This is a genomic window from Streptomyces tubercidicus (assembly GCF_027497495.1).
GTDB classification, from domain to species: domain Bacteria; phylum Actinomycetota; class Actinomycetes; order Streptomycetales; family Streptomycetaceae; genus Streptomyces; species Streptomyces tubercidicus.
Genome location: NZ_CP114205.1, coordinates 3773816 through 3797639 on the forward strand (window position 1 = coordinate 3773816; position 23824 = coordinate 3797639).

Sequence of the window (23824 nt, forward strand, 5' to 3'; positions counted from 1 at the left end):
CCCCGGGGCTCAGCGCCTTAGGCCTTATGGAGGAGGAGCTTCCGCCTCCGCTCCCCTTGGGTCCGGAGTGGGCCGAACCGGGATCATTTCTGGCTGACTTGTGGGAGTTTTCTTTCGTCGGGGGTGAGGGGCTGGGCGGTGGTCCGGTCGGTGGTCCGGCCTCTGGTCCGGCCGCTCGTCGCCGTCCGCAGGGCGAGAGCCGCCAGCGCCTCCGGGGCACCGGCCTGGCCGCGGATCCCGGGGAAGGCGTTGATGTCCACGATGAGGGGCGCACCGGCCGCACCATCGGCATCGCCGCCCCCGGCTTCGGCACCACCGGCGTCGAGAATGTCCACCCCGTAGACGTCCAGGCCGAAGACCTCGCCGACCTGGAGCGCGGCGGCGGTCCAGCTCGCGGGCAGCTCGGCGGTCGGCAGCGGCAGGTTCGGGCCGCGGCCGTCCGGGGCCAGCTCCGAGCGGCGCAGCGCGGCGAAGAGCTGTCCGTCGACCACCCACAGCTTGTGGTCCCAGCCGCTGTTCGGGACGAAGTCCTGCGCCACCACCGGCTCTTCGGCCCAGTCGGCGGCCAGTTCCCGCAGCCGTACGGCGCTGTCGGCGCGGGCCACCAGGTCGTGGCGGCGGCTGAACCGGCTCTTGATCACCAGCGGGCCGGGCGGTGCGCCGGCCGCGGCCAGCTCCCCGAGGGCGGCCACACAGCGGGTACCGGCAAACGGCAGCCCCGCCGCGCGGGCCACCGCCGCCATCGCCACCCGGTCCTGGCAACGGGCGGTCGCCGCCGCCGAGTTGAGCACCGGGGCGCCGTGCTCCTCCAGCAGCGCGGCGAGCGCCAGCGCCCGCGGCGTCCGGGCCTTGAGGAGATAGACATCGGCGAGCGAGGAGAGATCGGGCCCCGGCCCCTCGGCACCCGGGTCCAGGGTTTCGACCTGGTGATCCGGTGCCAGCAGGTCACTGACCGCCGCCAGCAGCGGATGCCCGGGATCGGCGGTGAGCAGACAAATCCTCACCGGCCACCACCCATCGACGCCGCGGGCCAGTTGGCACGGGGAACGGACGGCACGGCGAACGGGGGCGTCGGCAGCCCGGCCACGGACACCGCTTCCGACACCGGCTCCGGCTCGCGCCCGGCCTCCCGTACAGGCTCCCCGGCAAACGCCTCCCGAGCCGCCTCCCGTACAGACGCCTCCCGCCCCCTCGTCCCCCTACGGGCGAGGTCCAGGACCGCGGCCGACACCCGGGCGACCGCGTCCGGCACCTGACGGAAGCTGGGGAAGTCATTGATGTCGACGACCACCGGGCCGTCCGGCCCGAGCAGGATGTCGACCCCGTACAGATCGAGGCCGAAGACGTCGCCTATCTCGGCGGTGATCCGGGCGACTTCGGTGGTCAGCGGCACCTGCCGTTCGTGTACGGCGTGTGCCGGGTGCAGCGGCGAGCACCGCTCGGTCGCGTACAGCTCACCGGCGACGCTGTACACCTTCAGATCCGTACCGGAGTTGGGAACATAGGGCTGCGCGATGAGCAGCCCACCGCCCGCCCCGCCCGGACCCGCCGCGCCGCCCGACTCCACCGCATCCACCGGATCCAGCAGCCGGTCCGGCGTCGCCACCAGCCGGACGGCACGCCCGGAGCTGCCGTCCGCCGGCTTGACCACGAGGGGGAACTCCGCCTCGGCTATCTCCGCGAACTCCTCGGGACGGGCCGCCGCATACGTCACGGGGACGGGCAGCCCCTTGCTCCGGGCGATCACCGCGGCCAGCGCCTTGTCCCGTACGCCACGGATGGCCCGGACATCGTTCACCGTCGTCAGCCCGACGGAAGCGGCCGCCTCCAGGAGCGTCAGACCCGGCCCGCCGGAGACCGTCTTGAGGACCCAGGCGTCGTGGCTGCCCGCCTGTATCGCCTCGGATATCCGGATCAGCGAACGGCCGGGCCACACCACATCCACCTGGTGGCCCCAGGCGCGGAGTTGGTGGATCACCTCCAGCGGCATGCCGTCATGGCGGTACTGCTCCTCCACCAGGAAGCAGAGTCTCATCGGTGCACCCTCGTCATCGCCGCACGTCCACCGTCCGTCCGGCAGATCCATGACACCCCAGGATCCCATGCGGCCCCACGGAGCCGGGGTGGACCCACGCACGCGGCGACCGGCGACCGACCACCGGTCACCGGCCGCACCTGCTTCTCCTGCCACGGCCCCGTGACCTGGGCCTACGCCGTGACCGGTTGCGCGGCCCCGCGCCTCAGCCCTCGCCCGCGAGGAAGCCGTGCAACGCCTCCTCCACCATCCGGTTGAACACGTCCGGCCGCTCCATGTTGGGGTAGTGCGCGGTGCCGTCGATGGTGGCGCTGCGGCCGTGCGCGACGGACCGCACGAGGCGTTCGCCCATACCGATGCAGTCGTCCATATCGAGGGTGCCGTTGACGACCAGCACCGGGACCGTGATGTTCGCCGTTCGCGCCCAGGTATCGGTAACCGGCACGTGCCGGTCCGGTTCGTCAGCGGTGTGCTTGGCCAACGTCCGCCGCGCCATGTCCCGTATGCGTCCCACGACCTGCGGATCGACCGCGTCGAGCGTGCGGTGCGGTCCGGCCGCGTACATCACGAACGCGTCGATCCAGCCCTCGATGTCACCGGCGGCCATCGCACGGGCCTGGGCGGCCCGGACCTCCCGGACCCAGGGGTGATGGAACTCCGGCTCGCTGGTCCCGGCGCCGCAGACCACCAGCGCGCGCACCAGACCGGGATGCTCCAGCGCGGTGTCCACCGCCATGGCCCCGCCCATCGACACCCCCACCAGGACCGCGGGCCCGGTGTCGAGGTGGCGCAGCAGCGCGGCGAGGTCGTCGGTCTGGCGGAAGGCCCGGGTCGCGTTGGCCGACGCGCCGTGGCCCCGGGCGTCCGGCACGATCACCCGGTGGTCCCGCGCGAAGTACGGGAGTTGGTCGTCCCACATTCCGCCGTCCACGAAGCCACCGTGCAGCAGCACCAGCGGCCGGCCGCTGCCGGCGTCGCGGTAGGCGAGAAGTCCGTCGTGCGTCTCGAAAGTGCGTACCTCAAGAGCATCAGTCATGACAACCAAGGTGCCATCCCTGATGGAGTTTTGGCAACCAAGGTGTCATCCTGATGCCGTGACCGACACCGCCGCGCCGCTGCCGCCCGATGACCTCGCCCACCGGCTCACCGAGGTGTTCGACCTCGTGGGCCCGCTGTACCGGCGCGTCCAGCGCAAGGTCGAACAGAGCGCCCCGATCGAGGGCTTGTCCGTCGGCGTGCGGGCCGTCCTGGATCTGCTCCGCGAGAACGGCCCGATGACCGTTCCGCAGATGGGCCGCGCCCAGGCCCTGAGCCGGCAGTTCGTCCAGCGCATGGTCAACGACGCCGCGGACCGGCAGCTGGTCGAGATCACCCCGAACCCGGCCCACCAGCGCTCCTCGCTGATCCGGCTGACCGACGACGGCCGGGCCGCCATCACCGCCGTGCTCACGCGCGAACGTGCACTGCTGCGCCAGGTCGACGGCGGGCTGACCGACGCCGAGGTGACGGCGTGCGTGCGGGTGCTCACGAGGATGCTGGCGCTCTTCGACCACGTCGAGGTCTGACCTCCCCCGCCCCGTATCGCTACCGTGAGGCCACCCGCACCGACGCGGGACCGGGACGGGACCAGGCATCCGACCGGGGACGGGACCGGCATGGAATCGGGAGGCCCAGTGACCAGCAAGGCCGTGCCCTTCGACGGGCTCGACCGCAAGATCGTTGCGGCGCTGATCGACAACGGCCGGGCGAGCTTCGCGGAGATCGGGGCGGCGATCGGGCTGTCGTCGACCGCGGTGAAGCGGCGGGTGGACCGGATGCGGGAGAACAACGTCATCACGGGGTTCACCGCGACCGTGCGACCGGCCGCGCTGGGGTGGCTGACCGAGGCGTATGTCGAGGTGTACTGCGACAGCGCGGCGCCGCCCCGCCGGTTGGCTGAAGTGGTGCGCAACCACCCGGAGATCGCGGCGGCGATGACCGTCACCGGGGGCGCCGACGCGCTGCTGCACGTACGGGCGACCGATGTGGAGCACTTCGAGGAGGTGCTGGAACGGATCCGGGCCGAGCCGTTCATCCGCAAGACGATCAGCTACATGGTGCTGTCCCATCTGCTGCCGGACAGCCCGGAGGCGGGCGCCCGGCAGTCCTCCGGAGGCGCCGCACCCTGAAGGCCCGGGGCGCCGCCCCCTGAGGGCCCCGGAGGAACCGCCCGCTAAAACGGAAGGGTCCTCAGCCCGCACCATCGCGCCAGAATGCTGCGTGAACGGCCACCTATACGCAGCATTACTGCGCCGCTGAGCAGCATTTGTTTCTTGTGGCCCGAATCCCTCGCTCCTTACCGTGGAAGCACTCCGGGTGACCCTCTGTGACCTCCGGTCACCCGCAAGCCCCGTTGCAAGCGAAGGGATCGTCCCGTGCCGATGAGTCGTGTGTCGCGCCCCCGGCGCTATCTGGTCTGCGAGCCCAGACACTTCGCTGTGCAGTACGCGATCAATCCATGGATGCGTGCGGAGGTGCCCGTCGACACCGCGCTCGCCGGGCGCCAGTGGGAGACCCTGATGGGCACCTACCGCGCGCACGGGCACACCGTGGAGACGGTGGCCCCGGTGCCCGGCCTGCCGGACATGGTGTTCGCGGCGAACTCCGCGCTCGTCGTCGGCGGCCGGGTCTTCGGCTCGCAGTTCCACGCGCCGCAGCGGCGCCCGGAGTCCACGGAGTACGAGACCTGGTTCAAGGCGGCCGGCTACGACGTCTACCGACCGGAGTCGCCGTGCGAGGGCGAAGGTGATCTCGTACCGGCCGGCCGCTACATCCTGGCGGGTACCGGCTTTCGCACCACCCCGGCGGCGCACCGCGAGGTGCAGGAGTTCTTCGGTGTGCCGACGATCGGCCTGCAGCTGGTGGACCCGTACTTCTACCACCTGGACACCGCGCTGTTCGTCCTGGAGGAGTCACCGGAGACCGGCGAGGCGAACATCGCCTACTACCCCGAGGCGTTCTCGTCCGGCAGCCGTGAGGTGCTGCGGCGGCTGTTCCCCGACGCGGTGCTCGCCACCCGGGAGGACGCCCTGGCCTTCGGCCTCAACTCCGTCTCCGACGGCCGCCATGTCTTCGTCGCCCCACTGGCGACCGGCCTGATCGCTCAGCTCAGCGCGCACGGCTATGTCCCCGTCCCCGTCGACCTGTCGGAGTTCCACAAGGCCGGCGGCGGCATCAAGTGCTGCACCCAGGAGATCCGCTCATGACCGCTCCCACCCGTACTGTCCCGGCCCAGGCTTCCCGTTCGTCCGCGGAGCTGATCCAGGCCGAGAGCCCGGTCCTCGCGCACAACTACCACCCGCTGCCCGTAGTGGTCGCGCGTGCCGAAGGGGTCTGGGTCGAGGACGTCGAGGGCCGCCGCTACCTCGACATGCTGGCCGGCTATTCGGCGCTCAACTTCGGCCACCGCCACCCGGCCCTGATCGAGGCCGCGCACCGCCAGCTCGACCAGCTCACCCTCACCTCCCGCGCCTTCCACAACGACCGTCTCGCCGGTTTCGCCGAAAGTCTCGCCGAACTGACCGGTCTGGACATGGTGCTGCCGATGAACACCGGCGCCGAGGCGGTGGAGAGCGGCATCAAGGTCGCCCGCAAGTGGGCCTACGACGTCAAGGGCGTCCCGGCGGACCGGGCGACGATCGTGGTGGCGGGCGGCAACTTCCACGGCCGGACGACCACCATCGTCGGCTTCTCCGACGACGACACCGCCCGGGTCGGCTTCGGCCCGTTCGCCCCCGGCTTCCGCACCGTCCCGTACAACGATCTCGCCGCGATCGAAGCCGCCCTGGACGAGACGACGGCCGCCGTGCTGATCGAGCCCATCCAGGGCGAGGCGGGCGTCCTCATCCCCGACGACGGCTACCTCACCGGCGTACGCGAACTGACCCGGCGCAACGGCTGTCTGTTCATCGCCGACGAGATCCAGTCCGGGCTGGGCCGCACCGGCACCACCCTGGCGGTCGAGCACGAATCCGTGGTGCCGGACATGCTGCTGCTCGGCAAGGCGCTCGGCGGCGGCATCGTCCCGGTCTCCGCGGTCGTCGCCCGCCGCGAGGTGCTCGGCGTGCTCGGCCCCGGCCAGCACGGCTCGACCTTCGGCGGCAACCCGCTGGCGGCCGCGGTCGGTTCGGCCGTGATCGAGCTGCTGGCCACCGGCGAGTTCCAGCGCCGCGCCGCCGAACTCGGCACACAGCTGCGCAGCGGCCTGACCGCCCTGACCGGCAAGGGCGTCACCGGCTTCCGCGCCCGCGGCCTGTGGGCGGGCGTCGACATCGACCCCACCCTGGGCACGGGCCGGGAGATCAGCGAACGGCTGCTGAAGGAAGGCGTCCTGGTCAAGGACACCCACGGCTCGACGATCCGGCTGGCCCCGCCGCTGACCATCACCGCGGAGGAACTGGAGTCGGCGCTGGGGAGCTTGGAGCGGGCGCTGGGCTGACCCGGCACCCACCCCCGTACGCGCCAAACCCGCCGTACGCGAACCCCGCCGTACGCCGACGCGGCCGCAGCCCCTGGAGAGCTGCGGCCGCGTCCCCGTCCCATGGTGCAGCCGCGCCGCGCCTACCGCGTGGCGCCGTCGTACGGCCGCCTCGGGCGTCCGTAACGGACCGGCTAGAAGGAGCCGTTGCGGTCGATCAGCTCCACACAGGCCTTGTGCGAGCTGCCCTTGAAACGGACACAGAGATCTCCGGTGCCCTGAAGTCCGGGCACCGTGCGACCGACGATCTGGCTGCCGGACCGCTTCGCCTTGAACGAGTAGGAGACGCCGGGCGTGGTGATGTAGACGGTCGCGGACTGCCGGCTCTTGGGCGGGTTGGTCCAGGTCGCGGTGACGGTGCCGGGGTTGGGCAGACCGTTTTGGCCACTGGTCTCGACGCAGATCTGCGGCCCCGACCAGTCGTGGGTGCAGGCGGACGCCGCGGCGTGCGCGGCGGGGGTGGTGGCGACGGCGCTCAGCGCGATCGTTCCGGCGACGGTCAGCGCGCGGAGCAGCTTCGGACGGGTCATGTGTGGGGGGATTCCTCTCCTCGGAATACGGGCGGAAGACACGAAGAATCCCGCCATGAATGGGGCGTGGCGGGCACCGCGTGCACGTAGTTGATCTTAGTCGGATTTCGAACTCATGTGCCATCGGCTTTCGTTGCGCGGCATCGGCGACCGCCCCGCCAATCAACAGCGCCAACTGTCGGGCCGTCGCCTCCGGTTCGGCCACCGGAACCGCCCAGCGGCCGGTCCGCGGGGCCATCGGCTGGTCGTCCAGCGGCAACCGCATCGCGGTGCGCTTCCAGTACGAGTCCCCTGACACGGCCGGCCAATGGTGGCGCGGCGTGGGAGAGACTGCGGCATGGAGTTCTTCTGCTACCACCGCGACCGGCCCGGCTCGCTGACGCTTCGCCAGGAGCTGCTGGAGGACCACTGGTCCTATATGGACCGCTACGCCGAGGAGCTGATCGCCCGCGGCCCCACGCTCCTCGGCGAGGACGGGATACCCACCGGCAGCGTCCACATCGTCGACCTGCCCGATCCGGCCGCCGCCCGCGCCTTCGCCTTCGGCGAGCCCGGCTACCAGGCCGGCGCCTACCGGGACGTGATGCTGCGCCGCTGGCGGAACGTCCTGGGGCGCACCATGTGGGAGTTCCCCGGCGGCCGGAGCGGCGGCAACCACTACCTGGTGCTCGGCCTCGGCGCGGGGCAGGCCGCCGACCTCTCCGTACCGCGCGACGCGGACGAGCTGATCGCGTACGGGCCGCTGCTGTCCGACGACGGCGACCGCTGGCTGGGTACGGCGGCGCTGGTCCGGGCGCCGGACCCGGCCACCGCCCGCGCCGTGCTGACCCAGGAGCGGTACGCCGATATCGAGGTCCACAACTGGGAGTTCGGCGGGCGGCGGTGAGGACCGGGTGCGAGGACCGGGTCCGGGGACACCGAGCGCGGGCCGGACTCAGCCGCGCGGTGACGACCCGCGCGTGGACGCGGACGCCCCGGCCCCGGCCCCGACCCCGGCTCCGGCCGCCCCGACGAGAGTCTCCGCGGCGGCCCGTGCCCGCCGGGCGGCATCCGGGTCCCGCGTAATCGCCGCCGTGGTGATCGCACCGTCGACAAGCAACGCCAACTGCCCCGCCACCGCCTCAGGTTGCGGCACCGGCACGCCCCGTGCGATGTCGGTCAGATAGGAGAGCAGCGCGCCCTTGTGCTCCCCGGCGGCCCGGCTGACCCCGTCCGAGGTCGCGCCCAGCTCGCCGAACGCGTTGATGAAGGCGCACCCGCGGAATCCGGGCCCCGAAAACCAGCCATACAGCCAGTCGAAGACCGCGAGCGGCCGGGCCGCGGGACCGTCGGCGGGCACGTCCGCCTGCGCGTCGACGTACTCGGCGAGCGCGGCGCGCCAGCGGGTGTCGCGGCGGCGCAGATACGCCTCGACGAGGTCCTGCTTGGCCGGAAAGCACTGGTAGAGGCGCTTGAGCGACACCCCGGCGGCGGTGCGGAGTTCATCCATCCCGACGGACTGGATCCCGCGGTCGTAGAACAGCTTCTCCGCCGCGTCGAGTATCCGCGTACGGGCTTCATCGAGGTCCATGGCACTTCCGGGGCTCGCGGGTTTGCGGACTTGTGGGCTAGCGGGCTAGCGGGCTTTCCAGGAGAACGGTCGTTCTCTACACTAGCCGACCAGAGGAGAACGACCGTTCTCCCGCCCGTTCTCCCCTCATGAGCAAGGGAATCCACCATGGCGCCACCACGGCCACCCCTCCCCCCGTTCGACGAGCCGAGCGCCCTGCAGAAGGTGCAGGCGGCCGAGGACGCCTGGAACACCCGCGATCCGGAGCGGATCGCCCTCGCCTACACCGAGGACTCGGTCTGGCGGAACCGCGACACCTTCCTCACCGGCCGCGCCGAGATCGTCGCCTTCCTGCGCCAGAAGTGGGCCCGGGAGCTGAACTACGCCCTCCGCAAGGAACTCTGGTCGTACAGCGGCAACCGCATCGCGGTGCGCTTCCAGTACGAGTCCCATGACACGGCCGGCCAGTGGTGGCGCAGCTACGGCAACGAGCTGTGGGAGTTCGACGAGGACGGGCTGATGCGGCGCCGGGAGGCCGGTATCCACGATGTCGCGATCACGGAGGCGGACCGGCGGATCTTCGGCCCGCGCCCGGAGGAGGAACGGGGCCGCCCCCTCCCGTTCCGGTGATCAGCGGACGCCGGCACCTCCCCTCCCCTAAGAAGGCGGATGTTTCGCTGCGCCTCGGCAGGGGAACTAAGAATCCGACCGAACCAATGGGCTGCCCATCCCTCCTCGGGGATGCGCGGCCCATCGCTTTTTGTGCGATGCGGGGTCGGTAGTTGTGGCGCCCCGGAGCGGGATCTCTGGACGGCCCCCACAGAAGGGGTCCACATGAGTACCCTTGTTCAATCGCCGTTGCAGGCCCTGCTGCAGACAACTTCTTCCGCCGGCCAGGTAATGCCGGCCGTCGAGGCGGGGGCGGTCAGCCGGACCGCGGCGCCACACACCTTCCTGGCCGTCACGACGATCCCGGTCGGCACCAACCCGGTCGGGCTGGCGTTCATCCCCAACGGCGACCTCTACGTCGCCAACTCCGGGTCGAGCAATGTGCAGACCATCGACACCGCCACGGACACCGTCATCGGCGCCGCGATCCCGACCGGCACCACGCCGGCCTGGCTGACCGTCGCTCCCAACGGCAACGCCTACGTCCCCAACAACATCTCCAACAACGTGACGGTGATCGACACCGCCACCAGCACCGTCCTCACCACGATCGCGCTCAGCGGCGGGCCCGCCGCGGCGGCGGTCATCCCCAGCGGCAACGTCTACGTCAGCCGCTTCGCGGCGAACAGCGTGCAGGAGATCTCCACCGCCACCAACACCGTCATCGGCGCCGCGATCCCCACCGGCAGTGGCCCGGTCGGGATCGCGGTCGCCCCCAACGGCAAGGCGTATGTCGCCAACCGGAATGCGAACAGCGTGACGGTGATCAACACCGCCACCGCCGCCGTCATCACCACGATCCCCGGCTTCAACCAGCCGAACTTCGTGGCGATCGGCCCCAGCGGGGATGCCTACGTCGCCAACATCGGGTCGAACAACGTGACGGTGATCAACACCACCACGGACACCATCGCCACCACGATCCCCGTCGGCACCAACCCGTGGGGCGTCACGGTCGGCCCCGACGGCAACGCCTACACGGCCAACCGCGGGTCGAACAACGTGTCGGTGATCGACACCACCACCAACACCACCATCGGCGCCCCGATCGCCGTCGGCAACCAGCCGATCGCCCTGGTGGTCGCGCCCAACAACAAGGTCTACGTCACCAACATCTCCGGTGCCAGTGTCAGCGTCATCCAGTTCGACCCGACGATCAGCAGCATCACCCCCAACTCAGGGCCCGTCACGGGCGGCACGGTGGTGACGATCACCGGCACCAACCTGACCGGGGCGAGCGTCGACATCGGCGGCAACCCCGCCACCGGCGTGACCGTCAACTCCACCGGTACGCAGCTCACCGCGACCACTCCGCCCGGGGTGCCCGGCCCCGCGGACGTCACCGTCACCACCCCTGGCGGCAGCACCACTCTGGTGGGCGGCTTCACCTACTTCATCCCCGTCCACGCCACCTCGCTGACCGCGACCCCGGCGCTGACGAAGCTGTTCCCGCCGCACGTGTACTTCCCGTTCCTGACGGCCACGCTGACCGACCAGGTCACCGGCCTTCCGGTGCCCAACCAGCCGATCCTGTTCAAGGCCGGCAGCAATGTCCTGGGCATCGCCAACACCGACGCCCAGGGCGTCGCCCGGGTGAACGAGACACTCACCCTGACGCTCATCCTCCTCAACCACGGCTACGAGGTCAGCTTCGCCGGCGCGGTCACTCCGACGGCCATCCTGTCCCCGTCCAGCGCGAGCGCACCGGTCGTCGAACCCTGACCGGTGGCGGTTCCTCGGCTGGTGGCTTCGTCCGGTCACCAGTCGGCGGTCGGTGGGGCGTGCGGCAGGTATGGGGGAGGGCTGGAGGAGGGCTGGGGGAGGGCTGGGGCCGGCCTGAAGCGGGCCTCGGTTTGATGCCCCGACGGGGCCCGGCCGTCCGGTCGCGGCGATCCGGGCGGGCCGAGGTGGTCCGGGCAGGACCCGGCGGCTCCGGGCGGCTCCGGGCGGCTCCGGGCGGTCCCCTCACCCGCTGCGCAGCACCTCCCCGATAACGGCCACGCCCTGTGTGATCTCGTCCGGTGTACGGGCGGCGTAGCCGAGCACCAGACCTGGCGGGGAGGGGCGTTGGGCGTGCCAAGACAGGGGGTGGACCTTGACACCGTGGGTGAGGGCGGCCGCGGCCAGGTCCGTGTCGGAGCCCCGATAGCCCTCCGGGCCGAAGGTGACGGTCAGATGCAGACCCGCCGCGGCGCCATGCACACGGGCGCCCGGCAGATGGGCGCGGACCGCCGCGATCATGGCGTCCCGGCGACGGCGATGGCGGCGGCGCAACAGCCGCAGCAGGCGCTCCAGTTCGCCGGACTCCATCAGCCGGGCCAGGACCAGTTGGGGCAGCGCGGCATTGCCGAGATCGGCGAACCGTTTGGCGTCGGTCAGCGCCTCGCGGTACTTCGGCGGCGGCAGCAGCCAGCCCACCCGTAGGGCGGGGGCCAGCAGTTTGGAGACGCTGCCCGCGTAACAGACCTGCTCGGGGAGGAGCGACCGCAGGGCGCGGACCGGCGCGCGGTCGTAGCGGTGCTCGGCGTCGTAGTCGTCCTCGACGATCAGGCCGCCGTCGGCCGCCCACCGCATCAGCTCACGGCGCCGTGCGCCACCGAGCACCACCCCCGTCGGGAACTGGTGCGCCGGGGTGACCAGTACGGCCCGCGCACCGCTCGCCCGCAGCGCGTCGACGCGGATCCCGTCGTCGTCCACCGGGATCGGCGGCGTCGCCATCCGCCAGTACTGGAGATGCTGCCGTGCGCCCAGCGAACCGGGATCCTCCACCGCGATCTCCGGAACCCCGTCGCGGTGCAGCACATCGGCGATCAGACCGAGCGCCTGCGCGGTACCGGCGACGATCAGCACCTCGTCCGGATCCGCCCTGATCCCCCGGTTGCGGGCCAGCCAGTTGGCGACGGCCCGGCGCAGCGCGGGAGTGCCTCGCGGGTCGCCGTACCCGAAGCCGGCCGACGGGAGGTCCGTCAGCACCGCCCGTTCGGCGCGCAGCCAGGCCGCCCGGGGGAAGGCGGCCAGGTCCAGCAGACCGGGCGCCAGGTCAACCCGTGCGGGCGCAGTGCGCAGCTCGTCGAAGATCTCGGGGCCGGGGGGTGTGGCGAAGGGGGTGGGGGGATGGGGGGTGCGGGGTGGTTGGTGGTGGGGGTGGTGAGCGAGGGAATGGTGGTCGACGGGCGTCGTTCCCGTCGTCGTCGCAGCGGCCGTCACGGGAGCGGCGGTCACGGGAGCGGCGGTCACGGGAGCGGCCGTCAGGGGAGCGGCGACGACGATCGTGCCGCTTCTCCCCCGCCCGGCGAGCTGCCCGTCCTCCGTCAGCCGCCGATATGCCTCGGTGACCACACCCCGCGATACGTGCAGGTCAGCGGCGAGCGTACGGGTCGCGGGCAGTCTGCTCCCGACCGGAAGCCGACCATCCGCAACGGCCCGCCGCAACTCCTGGGCCAGCCAGTCCGCCCGACCACCCACGGGCGCGTCGCCCACGTTCAGCTGCAGGAAGTCGGAGCAACCGGGGGACGTGCCAGGGGGAGGGGAGACGGGGGGCGAGGGCGAGGGAGTTATGGACCGGTTGACCGGGCGCTCTTTGGACCTGTGCACCGGGCCATTGTCCCGGCACGGTGGGGGCATGAACACGAAATCGGCCTACGTGCACGGCTATTCACCGCAGGAGGCGCGTCGCCTCGGCGACCAGGCGGACACGCTCGCCGGGTTGCTGCATGCGGGTACGGCGTACGCCGCCGGCAGCCGGGTGCTGGAGGTCGGCTGCGGAGTGGGCGCGCAGACCGTGCATCTGGCCAGGAGCAGTCCGGGGGCACGGATCGTCGCGATCGACCGGTCCGCGGAGTCGCTGGCGCAGGCCCAGGAGTATGTGACGGCGCGGGAACCCTGGGCCAGTGTGGAGTGGCATATCGCCGATCTCCACGATCTCCCGTTCGGCGTGGGGGAGTTCCACCATGTCTTTGCCTGCTTCGTGCTGGAACACCTCCCGGACCCGGGCCGCGCACTGGCCGCGCTGCGCCGCGTCCTGCGGCCCGGCGGCACCCTCACCGTGATCGAGGGGGACCACGGTTCGGTGGTCCTCCACCCGGACAGCATCCACGCCCACGAGGTGATCGGCCACCAGGTACGGCTGCAGGCCGCGGCCGGCGGAAATGCGCTGCTCGGACGGGCGTTGCAGCCGCTGCTCAGCGATGCCGGATTCGACCAGGTGATGGTCCGGCCGCGGACGGCGTACGCCGACGCGACCCGGCCCGCGCTGGTGGACGGCCTCACCCGGAAGACCTTTATCGCCATGGTCGAAGCGGTCCGCGACCAGGCACTGAGCACCGGCCTGACCACCGCCGCCGACTGGGACCGGGGAATAGCCGACCTACGACTGACGGCGGAGGAAGGCGGCACCTTCCACTACACCTTCTTCAAGGCCGTGGGCGTCAAACCGCTGGCGTAGGGGGACGGAAACGGGCCCGGCTTGGGGCGGCGGACGGCCGGGGGCGGCGGGGCGGCCGGGGGCGGCGGGCGGCCGGGGGCGGCGGGCGGCCGGGGCAGGGGGCCGGGACGGGGCAGGGCAGGGGGCCGAAGCGCTTCCCCCGCCCCCTCCCCCTCCTCCCCCTTCGGGGGAGGGGGCGGGGGGTGGGTTCGGGGGTGGGGGGAGGCACGACCCCGCGGCGGAGGCACGACCCCGTGGCAGAGGCACGACCCCGTGGCAGAGGCACGACCCCGTGGCAGAGGCACGACCCCGTGGCGGAAGGGAAGGTTCCGGAAGTTTCCTCAGCTGATTTCCCCAACTCCTTTTCACAGGAGGGGAATCGGAGTATCTTGGAATAACCGTTCCAAGATAAGGAGCGGGACCGACCAACCCAGCATTCCCACTCGTGACAGCGAAGCGAGCAGCCCGGCCATGCCCGACGTCAAGCACTTCAACCCCGAGCTCGTACTCGACGAAGCGATTCAGGTCTTCTGGCGCCAAGGTCTCCCTACAACCGGCATCCAGGCACTGGTGACCGCGACCGGAGTCAGCCGCTCCAGCCTCTATGCGACCTTCGGCAACAAGGACGGTCTCTACGCCGCGGCACTGGACCGCTATATAGCCCAGCACTCGACACCGGCCTTCGCTCAGCTGTCGCAGGCCACCGCGGGGCTGACCTCGATAGAGGAGTTCTTCGCCGGGCTGATCGAGGTGCGCTGTTCCGGCCCGGTCGCCGGCTGGGGCTGCATGGTCACCAACGCCTACGCCGGCCCGGAGTGCACCGACACCGGCATCCGCACACTGCTCGAAGACCACCACCACATGCTCCAGTCAGCCATGCGCGCGGCCCTGACCAACGCCGCCGGCCTGGGGCAACTCCAGCCGTCCTGCGATCTCGACGCCGCCTCCGCTGTGCTGGCGACCCTCGCATACGGCGTCAATCTGCGCTCCCGTGCCGGTGCCGACGCCCAGGCGCTGACCGACACCGTGACCGCTGCCCTCGCGCCACTGCGCGCCCCTCTCACCTCTCAGGAGCACTCACCGCAATGACCCTTCAGGAAGAACTCACCCACCTCCTCCGCACCGGCTTTCCCGAACTCCCCGACGCCGAGCGTGAGGTGATGCAGCGGTCCGCCCGTGAGCTCGCCGAATCCGGCCTCACCACGCGCGCCCTGCAGACCGGAGACACGGCCCCCCGCTTCAGCCTCCCCACCGCGACAGGCGACACCGTCACCCTGGACGCCCTGCTGTCCGCGGGCCCGGTCGTGCTCACCTTCTACCGCGGCGCCTGGTGCCCCTTCTGCCACCTCGCACTGCGCGCCCTCCAGGCACACCACACCGAAATCACCGCCCGCGGCGCCCAGTTGGTGGCCATATCGCCGCAGATCCCCGACGAGTCCCTCACCCTCACCGAAAAGCACTCGCTCGCCTTCGACGTACTCAGCGACGTCGGCTCGGACACCGCCAAGCAGTTCGGCATCAGCTTCGACCTGCCCGACGACCTGGCCGTCGTGTACGAGTCCTTCGGCTTCGACCTGCAGCGGGTCAACGGCGGACATGCCCGCACCCTGCCCGTCCCCGCCACCTACGTCATCGACCAGGAGGGCACCATCCGCTGGTCCTTCCTCGACACCGACTACACCGCCCGCGCCGAACCATCCGACATCCTCGCCGCCCTCGACGCCCTGCCTTCGGCACACTGAATCCCCGTCCGCCACGGCGACAACCTCCACCGGCCACCGGCCTCACCCCCGCGCGGGCCTCCGCACCGCACCACACCGCACCAACGGCAGGCCGGGCCGACCCGGGCCCGGCCTGCCCGCCCGGCGGAAATTCCGCACCGCATTCGGTGTGTTTGCGTTCCCGCACTGACGAGAAATTGACGGAGCCCTAATCGGTGTCCCAACTCGCCGCCATCCCCCCATAGGCCGCCGCGCACCGGAGCGCTAAGGTCGGATTTCCAGGTACGTAAACGGGGGAGGGCAGCCGCCAATGGCTCCGGACGAGGCCGTAATCGGCTGTACGGGTGTGCTTCTGATCGGCACTCGTGGGGCTGCCGGTCCCGGTGAGGTCCTGGTGCGGATCAGGGGCGGCTCAGAGGCCTTTCTCGCCTGGTCCGCCGAGCCCCTTCCGGTAGGGGCGACCGTGCTCGTCATCGAGTCCCGTGGCAGTCGCCAGGTCGACGTCATGGAGTGGGCCGATCCGTTGGACGCGTTGACCGGCGAGGCCGGCGACGCAGGCTGAGGAGATAAAGGATGTTCGGTTACCGCGTTCCTGCCCCCGATCAAGCCATGCTGATTTCGGGCGGCAGGCGTGGACAAGGGGGAGCGCCATTCCGAGTGGTGACCGGGCACGGCAAGTTCGTGCTGCCGGTTTTCCGCAAGGTTCGCTTTCTGACTCTCGCGATGTGTGAGGCGGAGGTCGCCGAGACCTGTGTGACCCGGCAGGGCATTGCCCTGACGGTGCGCGCCGTGATCGCGTTCAAGGTCGGCAATGACACCGAGAGCGTGGTCAACGCGGGTCAGCGGTTCCTGTCCGACCAGGACCAGATGTCGGTCCTGACCGGCCGGATCTTCGCCGGTCATCTGCGCTCCATCATCGGTTCGATGACGGTCGAGGAGATCGTCACCGAACGGCAGAAGCTGGCCACCGAGGTCCTGGAGACCTCCAAGACCGAGATGGCGAAGATCGGTCTGATCGTCGACTCACTGCAGATCCAGTCGATCGACGACGGCGAGACCGGCTATATCGAGGCGATGTCCGCCCCGCACAAGGCCGCCATCCAGCGGCAGGCGCAGATCGCCCAGGCCCAGGCCACCCAGGCGTCGGTCGAGGCGCAGCAGGAGGCGGCCCGTAATCAGGCCGAGTACTCCCGGCAGACCGCCGTGGTCCAGGCCGAGTACAACGCCGAGGTGGACCGCGCCCAGGCGCACGCCGCCCAGGCCGGACCGCTCGCCCAGGCACACGCACAGCAGGAAGTCCTCGCCGCCCAGACCGAACTCGCCGAGCGCGCGGCCCGGTTGCGTCAGCAGGAGCTGGTGGCCGAGGTCGTCAAGCCCGCCGAGGCGGAGGCGGAGCGCATCCGTCTGCTGGCCATGGCCGAGGCCGAGCGGATGAAGATCCAGGCCGAGGCAGCCGCCTCGCACGACCGGGTGGCCCTGGACCGGATGCTCATCGACCAGCTCCCGCAGATCGTCAAGGAGGCCTCGGCGGGCCTGGCAAACGCCAACGTCAACGTCCTCAACGGCACCGACGGCCTCGGCGAGATCGCCGCCGGCCTGGTCGGCCAGGGCCTGACCATCCTCGACTCGGTCCGCCGCAACCTCGGCACCCCCGACGGACAGGACAACAACGCCGACAAGACCCCCGGCGGGGGAGCGGCCAACGGCCACAGCGGCCGGGTCGAAATCGAGTAGCAGCGACGGGGCAGATGGGGCCGGCCGGGCAGCTGGACGATCGGGGAGGCCGAGGAGCACTCACCCATCAGGCCGGCCCCCGGCCTCCGCCCCAGCCCGGCGCCCGGCGCCCGGCGCCCGGCGCCCGGCGCCCGGCGCCGACAACCCCCACTCCCCTCCGCCGAACTCACACCCCCCGCCCCCTCCCCCGCTCCTCTTGCGTGTGCTTTTGGCGGGCGTAAGCGACCAGGTGGTTGAGGACGGCGACGGTGGTGGCGATGTCGGTGTCGGCGAAGTCGGCGAGGGCCTCGTGGAGGTTGGCCAGGCTGGTTTGTTGAAGACTGTTGAGGACGGCCTTGCCGTGTGGGGTGATCGCCACTTTGCGGGCGCGGCGGTCGAGTGAGTCCGGCGTCCGTTCGACCAGGTCCTGGGACTCCAACTGGCTGATCTGACGCGTGACATGCGGCGGTTCGACCATCAGCAGGGCCGCCAGATCGCCGACCCTGCTGCTGCCTCCGCTGTCGTCCAGGGCCATCAGCAGCCAGAAATCGGAGCGTGCCGCCGTGACGCCCGCCTGGGCCGCCTGGCGTTCGTGCGCCCGGGAGCGGGTGAGCAGATACGACAGCGTGGACAGCACTCTTTGCAGCGCAACGGTGGGGTCCTGGTCTCTTCCGGGGTCCGGCATGCAGGCACTTTAGCGGCCCACACGGCGCCGCGATCCACCCTGTGACCTGCCCGTTCCGTACGGGCTTCCGCTCGGTTTGAGCCAACCTCGGGTGCGCCGAGGCTCTCCCCTTCCCTCGCCCTCCGGCGGTGAGTTAGCGTGGATCAACTTAGTTGCTTAAGTTAGGTAACTAGCTGTCACCGGCTGCGACCGCCGCCGGTCACCGCGGCCGCCGACTCGGCCGCCGAGTTCGCATGTCCCGTCAAGGAGTGGCGCCACCCGCACCGTTCGCCACGGCACCGCCGTGTCCCGATCGTGGAAGGACCAGCCAAATGACGACTGCCGAACGTGTCGAGAGGGACGAGAGGGACGAGAGGGACGAGAGGGACGAGAGGGAGCAGGACACCGGGCCGGGCGTCAGTCGCCCCACCCCCACGCCCACCCCCGTCGCCGTTCCGGCCGCACGGGCCACCGGTTGCCCCTTCGATCCGGCGCCCGACGTCCAACGGGCCCACCGGGAGGAGCCGATCACCCGGGCGACGCTGTGGGACGGCTCCTCCTGTTGGCTGGTGACCCGGCATCAGGACGTACGGGAGGTGCTCGGCGACCCGCGGTTCAGCGCCGATGCGACCCGCCCGGGATTCCCGTTCCTCTCGGCAGGCGCAAGTGAAGTCGCCGACAGCGCCCCGTCGTTCATCCGGCAGGACGACCCCGAGCATGCGCGGCTGCGCCGGATGCTCACCGCCGACTTCATGGTGAAGAAGATGGAGGCGATGCGCCCCGAGGTGCAGCGCCTCGCCGATGAACTGCTCGACCGGATGACCGAGGGACGCGAGGCGGCCGACCTGGTCAGGGAATTCGCGCTGCCGCTGCCGTCCCTGGTGATCTGCCGACTGCTCGGTGTCCCCTACGACGACCATGAGTTCTTCCAGAAGCGCAGCGGCATCCTGCTCGGCCTCCACTCGACGGCCGAGCAGGTGCGCACCGCACGGGAGGAACTGCAGGACTTCCTGCGCCAACTCGCCGAGTCCAAGCGGCGCGAGCCCGACGACGGCATCGTCAGCCGACTGGTCGCCCGCGGCGAACTCGACGACACGGCCATCGCCTCCATGGGACTGCTGTTGCTGGTGGCGGGCCATGAGACCACCGCCAACATGACCGCGCTGTCCACCCTCACCCTGCTGCGCAACCCCGACCAGCTGGCGCGGCTGCGCGCGGAGCCGTCGCTCATCAAGGGGGCCGTCGAGGAGCTGCTGCGCTATCTGACGATCGTCCACAACGGGCTCCCGCGGGTCGCGGACGAGGACGTCACCATCGGCGGCCGCACCATCCGCGCGGGCGAGGGCGTGCTGTGCACGCTCAACACCGCCAACCGCGACGAGGAGATCTTCCCCGGCGGCGCCGCACTCGACGTCGGCCGCGATGCCCGCCGTCATGTCGCCTTCGGCTTCGGCGTCCACCAGTGTCTGGGCCAGCCGCTCGCCCGGGTGGAACTGCAGATCGCCCTCGAAACGCTGCTGCGCCGGCTGCCCGGCCTGCGGCTCGATATCCCCTTCGAGGAGGTCCCGTTCCGTCACGACATGGGGATTTACGGGGTGCACGCCCTGCCGGTCGCGTGGTGAGCCCGCGCCCCCACTGCCCCGCCCCCACTCGCGGCACCGCCGCCCCGGCCCTTCCCGTCAGCCCGTTCCAGCCCGTCCGTCCACGGCCGTCAAAAGCCCGGCGGCCCATCATGGAGAGAACCATGCGCGTACACATTGACCAGGACAAGTGCTGCGGCGCCGGAAGCTGTGTGCTGTCCGCGCCGGAGGTGTTCGACCAGCGCGAGGAGGACGGCATCGTCCTGCTGCTCGACGCCGAACCGCCGGCCGCACTGCACGACGCGGTCCACGAGGCGGCGGCCATCTGCCCGGCCGCGGCGATCACGGTGGAGGGGGCGGAGGGGGTCTAGCGGTCCAGCCGTTTTCTCCCGACCCGCCCAGCCCGGCCGGCGTGGCCCAGCCTGGCCCGGCGTGGCCCGGCGTGGCCCGGCGTGGCGCAGCCCGGCATGGTCCGGCCTGATCCGCGGTACGCACCGTCGCCGTCGCCGTCGCCGTCAGGAGGACGCGTTCCTCCCGACGGCGACATTCGCGGGGCCGGGCGTCGGCCGAACCGAGCGAAGCCGTTCCGTGGCCCGGTCAGTCGACCTCTCTACCCCTCCGCCACCAACCCAGCATCAACCAACCCCTCCAACACCGCCTCGCCCAGCGCATGCACCGCGGACTGCGGCCGCACCATCACCGTGAACTCCTTGATCCGGCCCGCCTCGTCGAACTGCAGCAGGTCCATGCCGTGGATCTCCTTGCCGTTCACGGTGGCCCGGAAGACCAGGACCGTGGAGTCGGCGGAGCCGCCGTCCGGGCCCGCCGCCGTCTGTGCGCTGCCCGTCAGCTCGCCGACGTAGCGGAAGTCCTCGAAGGTGCGCAGCAGCACCCCGAACAGCCCGAGCACCATCGGCCGCCCCTCGAAGGGCGTGAACTTCACCGGGCTGTAGAGACGGACGTCCTCGGTGAACAGCTCCTCCACCGCGTCGAGTTCCTGTGCCTCCACCGCCGCCTTGAAGCGGTCCGCGGTCGTCCCCATGACTCTTCTCCTCGCCCGGCCGGGCACTCGTCCGAGCGGCCTCGGCCCGCACCCCGGCCGCGGTGTGGACCTCGCCCTCCATAGTCGCGACTATGATTAGTCATATTCTTGAGTATGGGAAGGGTGGCCGGTCATGGCTCTCAGGCATGCGGTGCTGGCGGCGCTGCTGGACGGCGAGTTCAGCGGGTATCAGCTGGCCAAGGCGTTCGATGCCGGGGTCGCCAATTTCTGGCACGCACTGCCGCAGCAGCTCTACGCGGAGCTGACGAAGCTGGAGGCGGACGGGCTGGTGGCCGGCCGTCAGGTGATTCAGGAGACCCGGCCCAACAAGCGACTGTTCCATGTCACCGACGAGGGCCTGGCCGAGCTGGAGCGGTTTGCGGCGACCGCGGCCAAGCCGTCGTTCATCCGCGACGACCTGCTGGTCAAGGTGCAGGCCGTGGACCGGATCGACGCCGCGCCGGTGATCGAGCAGCTGACCGCGCGGGCCCGGACGGCGGCCGCCAAGGCCGAGATCCTCGAACAGCTGGCGGCACGGCTGCGCGGCGGGAGGGACGAGGCGGAGTTCCTGGCCCACGGCAGCCGGCTCGGCCCGTATCTGACCTGTCTGCGCGGTCTCGCCTTCGAACGGGAGACCCGCGACTGGTGTGAGCGGAGCGCCGCCGTCCTACAGGCGCGGTACGACGACGGCGAGCAGTCCTGAGGCACACACGGCGGCCGCCCAGCAGCCGCGCAGCACACCGCACGCCCCACCAACGACAGACTCCACCAGCCACCCCGCGCACCAACCACCCAGCACAGCAATCGCACAGCGCGGCAACCGCAACTCCTTCGTGTGACGGCGCACATCACCGGGCGGAGGGCTGGGAAGCACACCTTCCGCATAGAACCGGAACGGAAGGAATGTCCGTATGCGTCTCCGTCACACCGCCGCCACCGCCGTCAGTGCGCTCGCGCTCGCCCTGTCCCTGCCCGCCGCCCCGGCCGCCGCGGCCACCGGACCCTTCACGTACGTCTACACCGACCAGACCGGCACTCCCCACGTGGGACTGCTGCCCGACCCGGTGAGCCGGGTGTGCATCACCCTGCCCGAAGTGGCCGACCCGGCCCTGCCGCCCGCGCACACCCCGAAGAACTACACCGCGTCCGTCGCCACGGTGTTCGCCGGCGTCGACTGCACCGGCGACTTCTTCACCCTCCGGCCGAACGGCGGCCATGGCTCGGAACGGCTGAAGGTCCGCTCGGTGGTCTTCTCCTGACCCGCGGCCGGTCGCCCACCACCGGCTGACGGCTGCCGCCGACCGCCCGGCGCCAGGCACCGGGCGAGGCCCAACAGCCGCTCGCACCCGCGCACCCGCGCCCCGCCCCCGCACCCCGCCCCCTGGGTGGTTCCGCCAGTACTAGGCACGCCATACATATGTTGAACTGGGCACTGGTTGGGCCACCCGGAACGGCGCATCCTCGGTGGCATGACCCACACCTCTGTCTCCGCGTACGCCGCACCCGCCCCGAAGGCACCGCTGGAGCGGATCACGATTCCGCGCCGCGAGCTGGGTGCCCACGACATCCTGATCGATATCAAGTACGCCGGTATCTGCCACTCCGACATCCACACCGTGCGCGCCGAGTGGGGCGACGACGGGGCCTTCCCGATCGTCCCCGGCCACGAGATCGCCGGTGTGGTCGCCGAGGTCGGCGCCGAGGTCACCCGCTACCGGGCGGGCGACCGGGTCGGCGTCGGCTGCTTCGTCGACTCCTGCCGGGAGTGCGCCAACTGCCTTGCCGGGCTGGAGCAGTACTGCACCGGCGAACTCGGCAACGTCGGCACGTACAACGCCACCGGCCGGGACGGTGAGACCACCTACGGCGGCTACTCCACCCACATCGTCGTCGACGAGAACTACGCCCTGCGCATCCCGGAGAGCATCCCGCTGGACGCCGCGGCGCCGCTGCTCTGCGCCGGCATCACCCTCTACTCGCCGCTCGCCCACTGGCAGGCCGGGCCCGGCAAGAAGGTCGCGGTCGTCGGCCTGGGCGGCCTCGGTCACATGGGCGTGAAGATCGCGCATGCGATGGGCGCGGAGGTCACCGTGCTGAGCCAGTCGCTGCGCAAGAAGGACGACGGTCTGCGGCTGGGCGCGGACCACTACTACGCGACGTCCGACCCGGCCACCTTCGAGGAGCTGGCGGGCACCTTCGACCTGATCGTCAACACCGTCTCGGCCAACCTGGACCTGAACGCCTACCTCGGGCTGCTGCGCACCGACGGCACCCTGGTCCAGCTCGGCGCCCCGGAGAACCCGCTGCCGGTCGCGGCGTTCGCGCTGATCCCGCAGCGCAAGTCGATCGCCGGCTCGATGATCGGCGGCATCCAGGAGACCCAGGAGATGCTCGACTTCTGCGGCGAGCACGGGCTGACCGCGGACATCGAGGTCATCACCGCGGACCGGATCAACGAGGCGTACGAGCGGGTCATGGCCAGCGATGTGCGCTACCGCTTCGTGATCGACACCGCCACGATCTGATCCCGTCGGGACCTTCCCGGCCAGGCGCGACCCGACCCCGCCGGGAAGGCGCGACCCGACCCCGCCGGGATCTTCCGACCAGCCACGATTCCGCCCGGGTGGCCTGCCGCAGGCCCCCCGGGCGGTCGCATGTGCGGGCGCCCCCGCCACAAGGCCGCACGAAACCTGCCCCAGACCGTGGGCCAAGGCCCGTCGCCGGGAAGGTGGCGGCCCGCCGAAAGTTTTTCGCTCCCCCCGGCAACCCCCGCCCCCGCCGCACGTCGTGAGGGGTGAGGGCGCCACCAGGCGCCGCCCCGTCGAAGAACGTGGAGCAGCCGACCGTGAAGTCCACCCGTACCTTCCGCACCACTTCCGCCGCCCGGCCGTACAGCGCCCGCCCCCGTCTGCGCGGGGCGGCCGGCGCCGGGGTGGTCGCGGCGCTCGCGCTGGCCGCGCTGTCGGCCGGTAGCGCCCACGCCCAGAGCCAGGGGGCTCAGCCGCAGCACCCGTCCGGCGGTCAGGCGAGCGCCTCGCCCGTCCCGCAGCCCACGCCGCCCAGCGGCCCCACCGAGGAACCCACGCCGCCCAGCACCGGCACCCCGGAACCCACCGCGCCGCCCACCGCCCCGCCGTCGGCCGGCCCGACCCGCCCGGGACCGCAGCCGACCGACGCCCCGACCGACGCCCCGCCGCAGCCCAGCTCCACACCGGCCTCCCCCGGCAAGCCGGCCCCCGCCTCCGGGAAGGGTGACGGGAAGGAGCTCGCGCGCACCGGCGCCTCCTCCGGGACCACCCTGGCGATCGGCGGCGTCGCGGCGGCCCTGATCGCCGCGGGTGGCGGCACCGTCTACGCGGTCCGCCGCCGGCGCGCCTGAGAC

General features: G+C 71.3%; 27 protein-coding genes. 19 read left to right on the forward strand and 8 right to left on the reverse strand.

Features of this window, described 5'->3' with window-relative positions; translation table 11 throughout:
* Window positions 1-83: 83 nt before the first annotated feature.
* The 3 genes from STRTU_RS16280 to STRTU_RS16290 all read right to left on the reverse strand — a co-directional run bounded on the left by STRTU_RS16280 (window position 84) and on the right by STRTU_RS16290 (window position 3071).
* On the reverse strand, window positions 84-1004 hold the full coding sequence (locus tag STRTU_RS16280; protein ID WP_246240631.1) for an ATP-grasp domain-containing protein: 921 nt from the start codon (window positions 1002-1004) through the stop codon (window positions 84-86).
* The gene (locus tag STRTU_RS16285) at window positions 1001-2035 is read right to left on the reverse strand and encodes an ATP-grasp domain-containing protein (RefSeq protein WP_159744173.1); all 1035 of its coding nucleotides are present in this window, start codon (window positions 2033-2035) and stop codon (window positions 1001-1003) included. The genes STRTU_RS16280 and STRTU_RS16285 overlap by 4 nt, the downstream gene beginning before the upstream one ends.
* Before the next feature lie 205 nt (window positions 2036-2240).
* Window positions 2241-3071 (reverse strand): alpha/beta fold hydrolase, encoded by an 831-nt coding sequence (locus STRTU_RS16290; protein ID WP_159744174.1) that lies wholly within the window; start codon window positions 3069-3071, stop codon window positions 2241-2243.
* A 58-nt stretch (window positions 3072-3129) separates the two neighbouring features.
* Between STRTU_RS16290 and STRTU_RS16295 the strand changes: the two genes are divergently transcribed.
* The 4 genes from STRTU_RS16295 (at window position 3130) to rocD (ending at window position 6512) form a co-directional block, all read left to right on the forward strand.
* Window positions 3130-3600, forward strand: coding sequence for a MarR family winged helix-turn-helix transcriptional regulator (locus STRTU_RS16295; protein ID WP_159744175.1), 471 nt, complete (start codon window positions 3130-3132; stop codon window positions 3598-3600).
* Window positions 3601-3708: 108 nt separating this feature from the next.
* Complete coding sequence (locus tag STRTU_RS16300) at window positions 3709-4203, forward strand: Lrp/AsnC family transcriptional regulator (protein ID WP_159744176.1); 495 nt, start codon at window positions 3709-3711, stop codon at window positions 4201-4203.
* Between the two features lie 252 nt (window positions 4204-4455).
* Window positions 4456-5280 (forward strand): dimethylargininase, encoded by an 825-nt coding sequence (gene ddaH, locus STRTU_RS16305; RefSeq protein ID WP_269777463.1) that lies wholly within the window; start codon window positions 4456-4458, stop codon window positions 5278-5280.
* A complete protein-coding gene (gene rocD / locus STRTU_RS16310; RefSeq protein ID WP_159744177.1) occupies window positions 5277-6512 on the forward strand; it encodes an ornithine--oxo-acid transaminase in 1236 nt (411 codons plus the stop codon). The genes ddaH and rocD overlap by 4 nt, the downstream gene beginning before the upstream one ends.
* Before the next feature lie 173 nt (window positions 6513-6685).
* On the opposite strand, the gene STRTU_RS16315 is transcribed toward rocD, so the two are convergent.
* On the reverse strand, window positions 6686-7081 hold the full coding sequence (locus tag STRTU_RS16315; protein WP_159744178.1) for a hypothetical protein: 396 nt from the start codon (window positions 7079-7081) through the stop codon (window positions 6686-6688).
* 59 nt (window positions 7082-7140) lie between these two features.
* Between STRTU_RS16315 and STRTU_RS16320 the strand changes: the two genes are divergently transcribed.
* Both STRTU_RS16320 and STRTU_RS16325 read left to right on the forward strand, forming a co-directional pair.
* Window positions 7141-7461: a DUF1348 family protein gene (locus STRTU_RS16320; RefSeq protein WP_218039306.1), complete on the forward strand. Its 321-nt coding sequence runs from the start codon at window positions 7141-7143 to the stop codon at window positions 7459-7461.
* A complete protein-coding gene (locus STRTU_RS16325) occupies window positions 7419-7967 on the forward strand; it encodes a YciI family protein (RefSeq protein ID WP_159744179.1) in 549 nt (182 codons plus the stop codon). Before STRTU_RS16320 ends, STRTU_RS16325 begins: the two co-directional genes overlap by 43 nt.
* A gap of 48 nt (window positions 7968-8015) precedes the next feature.
* On the opposite strand, the gene STRTU_RS16330 is transcribed toward STRTU_RS16325, so the two are convergent.
* Window positions 8016-8651, reverse strand: coding sequence for a TetR/AcrR family transcriptional regulator (locus STRTU_RS16330; RefSeq protein WP_159744180.1), 636 nt, complete (start codon window positions 8649-8651; stop codon window positions 8016-8018).
* Window positions 8652-8798: 147 nt separating this feature from the next.
* Between STRTU_RS16330 and STRTU_RS16335 the strand changes: the two genes are divergently transcribed.
* Complete coding sequence (locus tag STRTU_RS16335) at window positions 8799-9260, forward strand: nuclear transport factor 2 family protein (RefSeq protein ID WP_159744181.1); 462 nt, start codon at window positions 8799-8801, stop codon at window positions 9258-9260.
* Window positions 9261-9464: 204 nt separating this feature from the next.
* Window positions 9465-11021: an IPT/TIG domain-containing protein gene (locus tag STRTU_RS16340; RefSeq protein ID WP_159744182.1), complete on the forward strand. Its 1557-nt coding sequence runs from the start codon at window positions 9465-9467 to the stop codon at window positions 11019-11021.
* 243 nt (window positions 11022-11264) lie between these two features.
* Here the strand turns inward: STRTU_RS16340 and pdxR are convergent, their stop codons facing one another.
* Window positions 11265-12923 carry a MocR-like pyridoxine biosynthesis transcription factor PdxR gene (gene pdxR / locus STRTU_RS16345; protein ID WP_246241392.1) on the reverse strand — a complete coding sequence of 553 codons (1659 nt, stop codon included), beginning with the start codon at window positions 12921-12923 and terminating at the stop codon, window positions 11265-11267.
* Here pdxR and STRTU_RS16350 point away from each other — a divergent pair.
* From STRTU_RS16350 to STRTU_RS16370, 5 genes are all read left to right on the forward strand, one after another.
* The gene (locus STRTU_RS16350; protein ID WP_159744184.1) at window positions 12922-13743 is read left to right on the forward strand and encodes a methyltransferase domain-containing protein; all 822 of its coding nucleotides are present in this window, start codon (window positions 12922-12924) and stop codon (window positions 13741-13743) included. The genes pdxR and STRTU_RS16350 overlap by 2 nt on opposite strands.
* A 450-nt stretch (window positions 13744-14193) precedes the next feature.
* Window positions 14194-14811, forward strand: a complete 618-nt coding sequence (locus STRTU_RS16355) for a TetR/AcrR family transcriptional regulator (RefSeq protein ID WP_159744185.1) — start codon at window positions 14194-14196, stop codon at window positions 14809-14811.
* Window positions 14808-15464: a peroxiredoxin-like family protein gene (locus STRTU_RS16360; protein ID WP_159744186.1), complete on the forward strand. Its 657-nt coding sequence runs from the start codon at window positions 14808-14810 to the stop codon at window positions 15462-15464. The genes STRTU_RS16355 and STRTU_RS16360 overlap by 4 nt, the downstream gene beginning before the upstream one ends.
* Before the next feature lie 289 nt (window positions 15465-15753).
* Window positions 15754-16005, forward strand: a complete 252-nt coding sequence (locus STRTU_RS16365; RefSeq protein ID WP_159744187.1) for a hypothetical protein — start codon at window positions 15754-15756, stop codon at window positions 16003-16005.
* 11 nt (window positions 16006-16016) lie between these two features.
* Window positions 16017-17177 (forward strand): flotillin family protein, encoded by a 1161-nt coding sequence (locus tag STRTU_RS16370; RefSeq protein ID WP_159744188.1) that lies wholly within the window; start codon window positions 16017-16019, stop codon window positions 17175-17177.
* Window positions 17178-17343: 166 nt separating this feature from the next.
* Here STRTU_RS16370 and STRTU_RS16375 read toward each other — a convergent pair whose 3' ends face one another.
* Window positions 17344-17841 (reverse strand): MarR family winged helix-turn-helix transcriptional regulator, encoded by a 498-nt coding sequence (locus STRTU_RS16375; protein WP_159744189.1) that lies wholly within the window; start codon window positions 17839-17841, stop codon window positions 17344-17346.
* Window positions 17842-18152: 311 nt separating this feature from the next.
* Here STRTU_RS16375 and STRTU_RS16380 point away from each other — a divergent pair, with 311 nt between their 5' ends.
* Both STRTU_RS16380 and STRTU_RS16385 read left to right on the forward strand, forming a co-directional pair.
* Window positions 18153-19442 (forward strand): cytochrome P450, encoded by a 1290-nt coding sequence (locus tag STRTU_RS16380; protein ID WP_159744190.1) that lies wholly within the window; start codon window positions 18153-18155, stop codon window positions 19440-19442.
* A gap of 122 nt (window positions 19443-19564) precedes the next feature.
* Window positions 19565-19771: a ferredoxin gene (locus STRTU_RS16385; protein ID WP_159744191.1), complete on the forward strand. Its 207-nt coding sequence runs from the start codon at window positions 19565-19567 to the stop codon at window positions 19769-19771.
* Window positions 19772-20010: 239 nt separating this feature from the next.
* Here STRTU_RS16385 and STRTU_RS16390 read toward each other — a convergent pair whose 3' ends face one another.
* Complete coding sequence (locus tag STRTU_RS16390) at window positions 20011-20442, reverse strand: nuclear transport factor 2 family protein (RefSeq protein ID WP_159744192.1); 432 nt, start codon at window positions 20440-20442, stop codon at window positions 20011-20013.
* A 133-nt stretch (window positions 20443-20575) separates the two neighbouring features.
* Between STRTU_RS16390 and STRTU_RS16395 the strand changes: the two genes are divergently transcribed.
* The 4 genes from STRTU_RS16395 (at window position 20576) to STRTU_RS16410 (ending at window position 23821) form a co-directional block, all read left to right on the forward strand.
* Entirely contained in the window at window positions 20576-21145 is a 570-nt protein-coding gene (locus STRTU_RS16395; RefSeq protein WP_159744193.1) for a PadR family transcriptional regulator, read from the forward strand.
* Window positions 21146-21353: 208 nt separating this feature from the next.
* Window positions 21354-21701: a hypothetical protein gene (locus STRTU_RS16400; RefSeq protein WP_159744194.1), complete on the forward strand. Its 348-nt coding sequence runs from the start codon at window positions 21354-21356 to the stop codon at window positions 21699-21701.
* Window positions 21702-21911: 210 nt separating this feature from the next.
* Window positions 21912-22967 carry an NAD(P)-dependent alcohol dehydrogenase gene (locus tag STRTU_RS16405; protein ID WP_159744195.1) on the forward strand — a complete coding sequence of 352 codons (1056 nt, stop codon included), beginning with the start codon at window positions 21912-21914 and terminating at the stop codon, window positions 22965-22967.
* A 320-nt stretch (window positions 22968-23287) separates the two neighbouring features.
* Window positions 23288-23821 (forward strand): LPXTG cell wall anchor domain-containing protein, encoded by a 534-nt coding sequence (locus tag STRTU_RS16410; protein ID WP_159744196.1) that lies wholly within the window; start codon window positions 23288-23290, stop codon window positions 23819-23821.
* The last annotated feature ends 3 nt before the right edge of the window (window positions 23822-23824 follow it).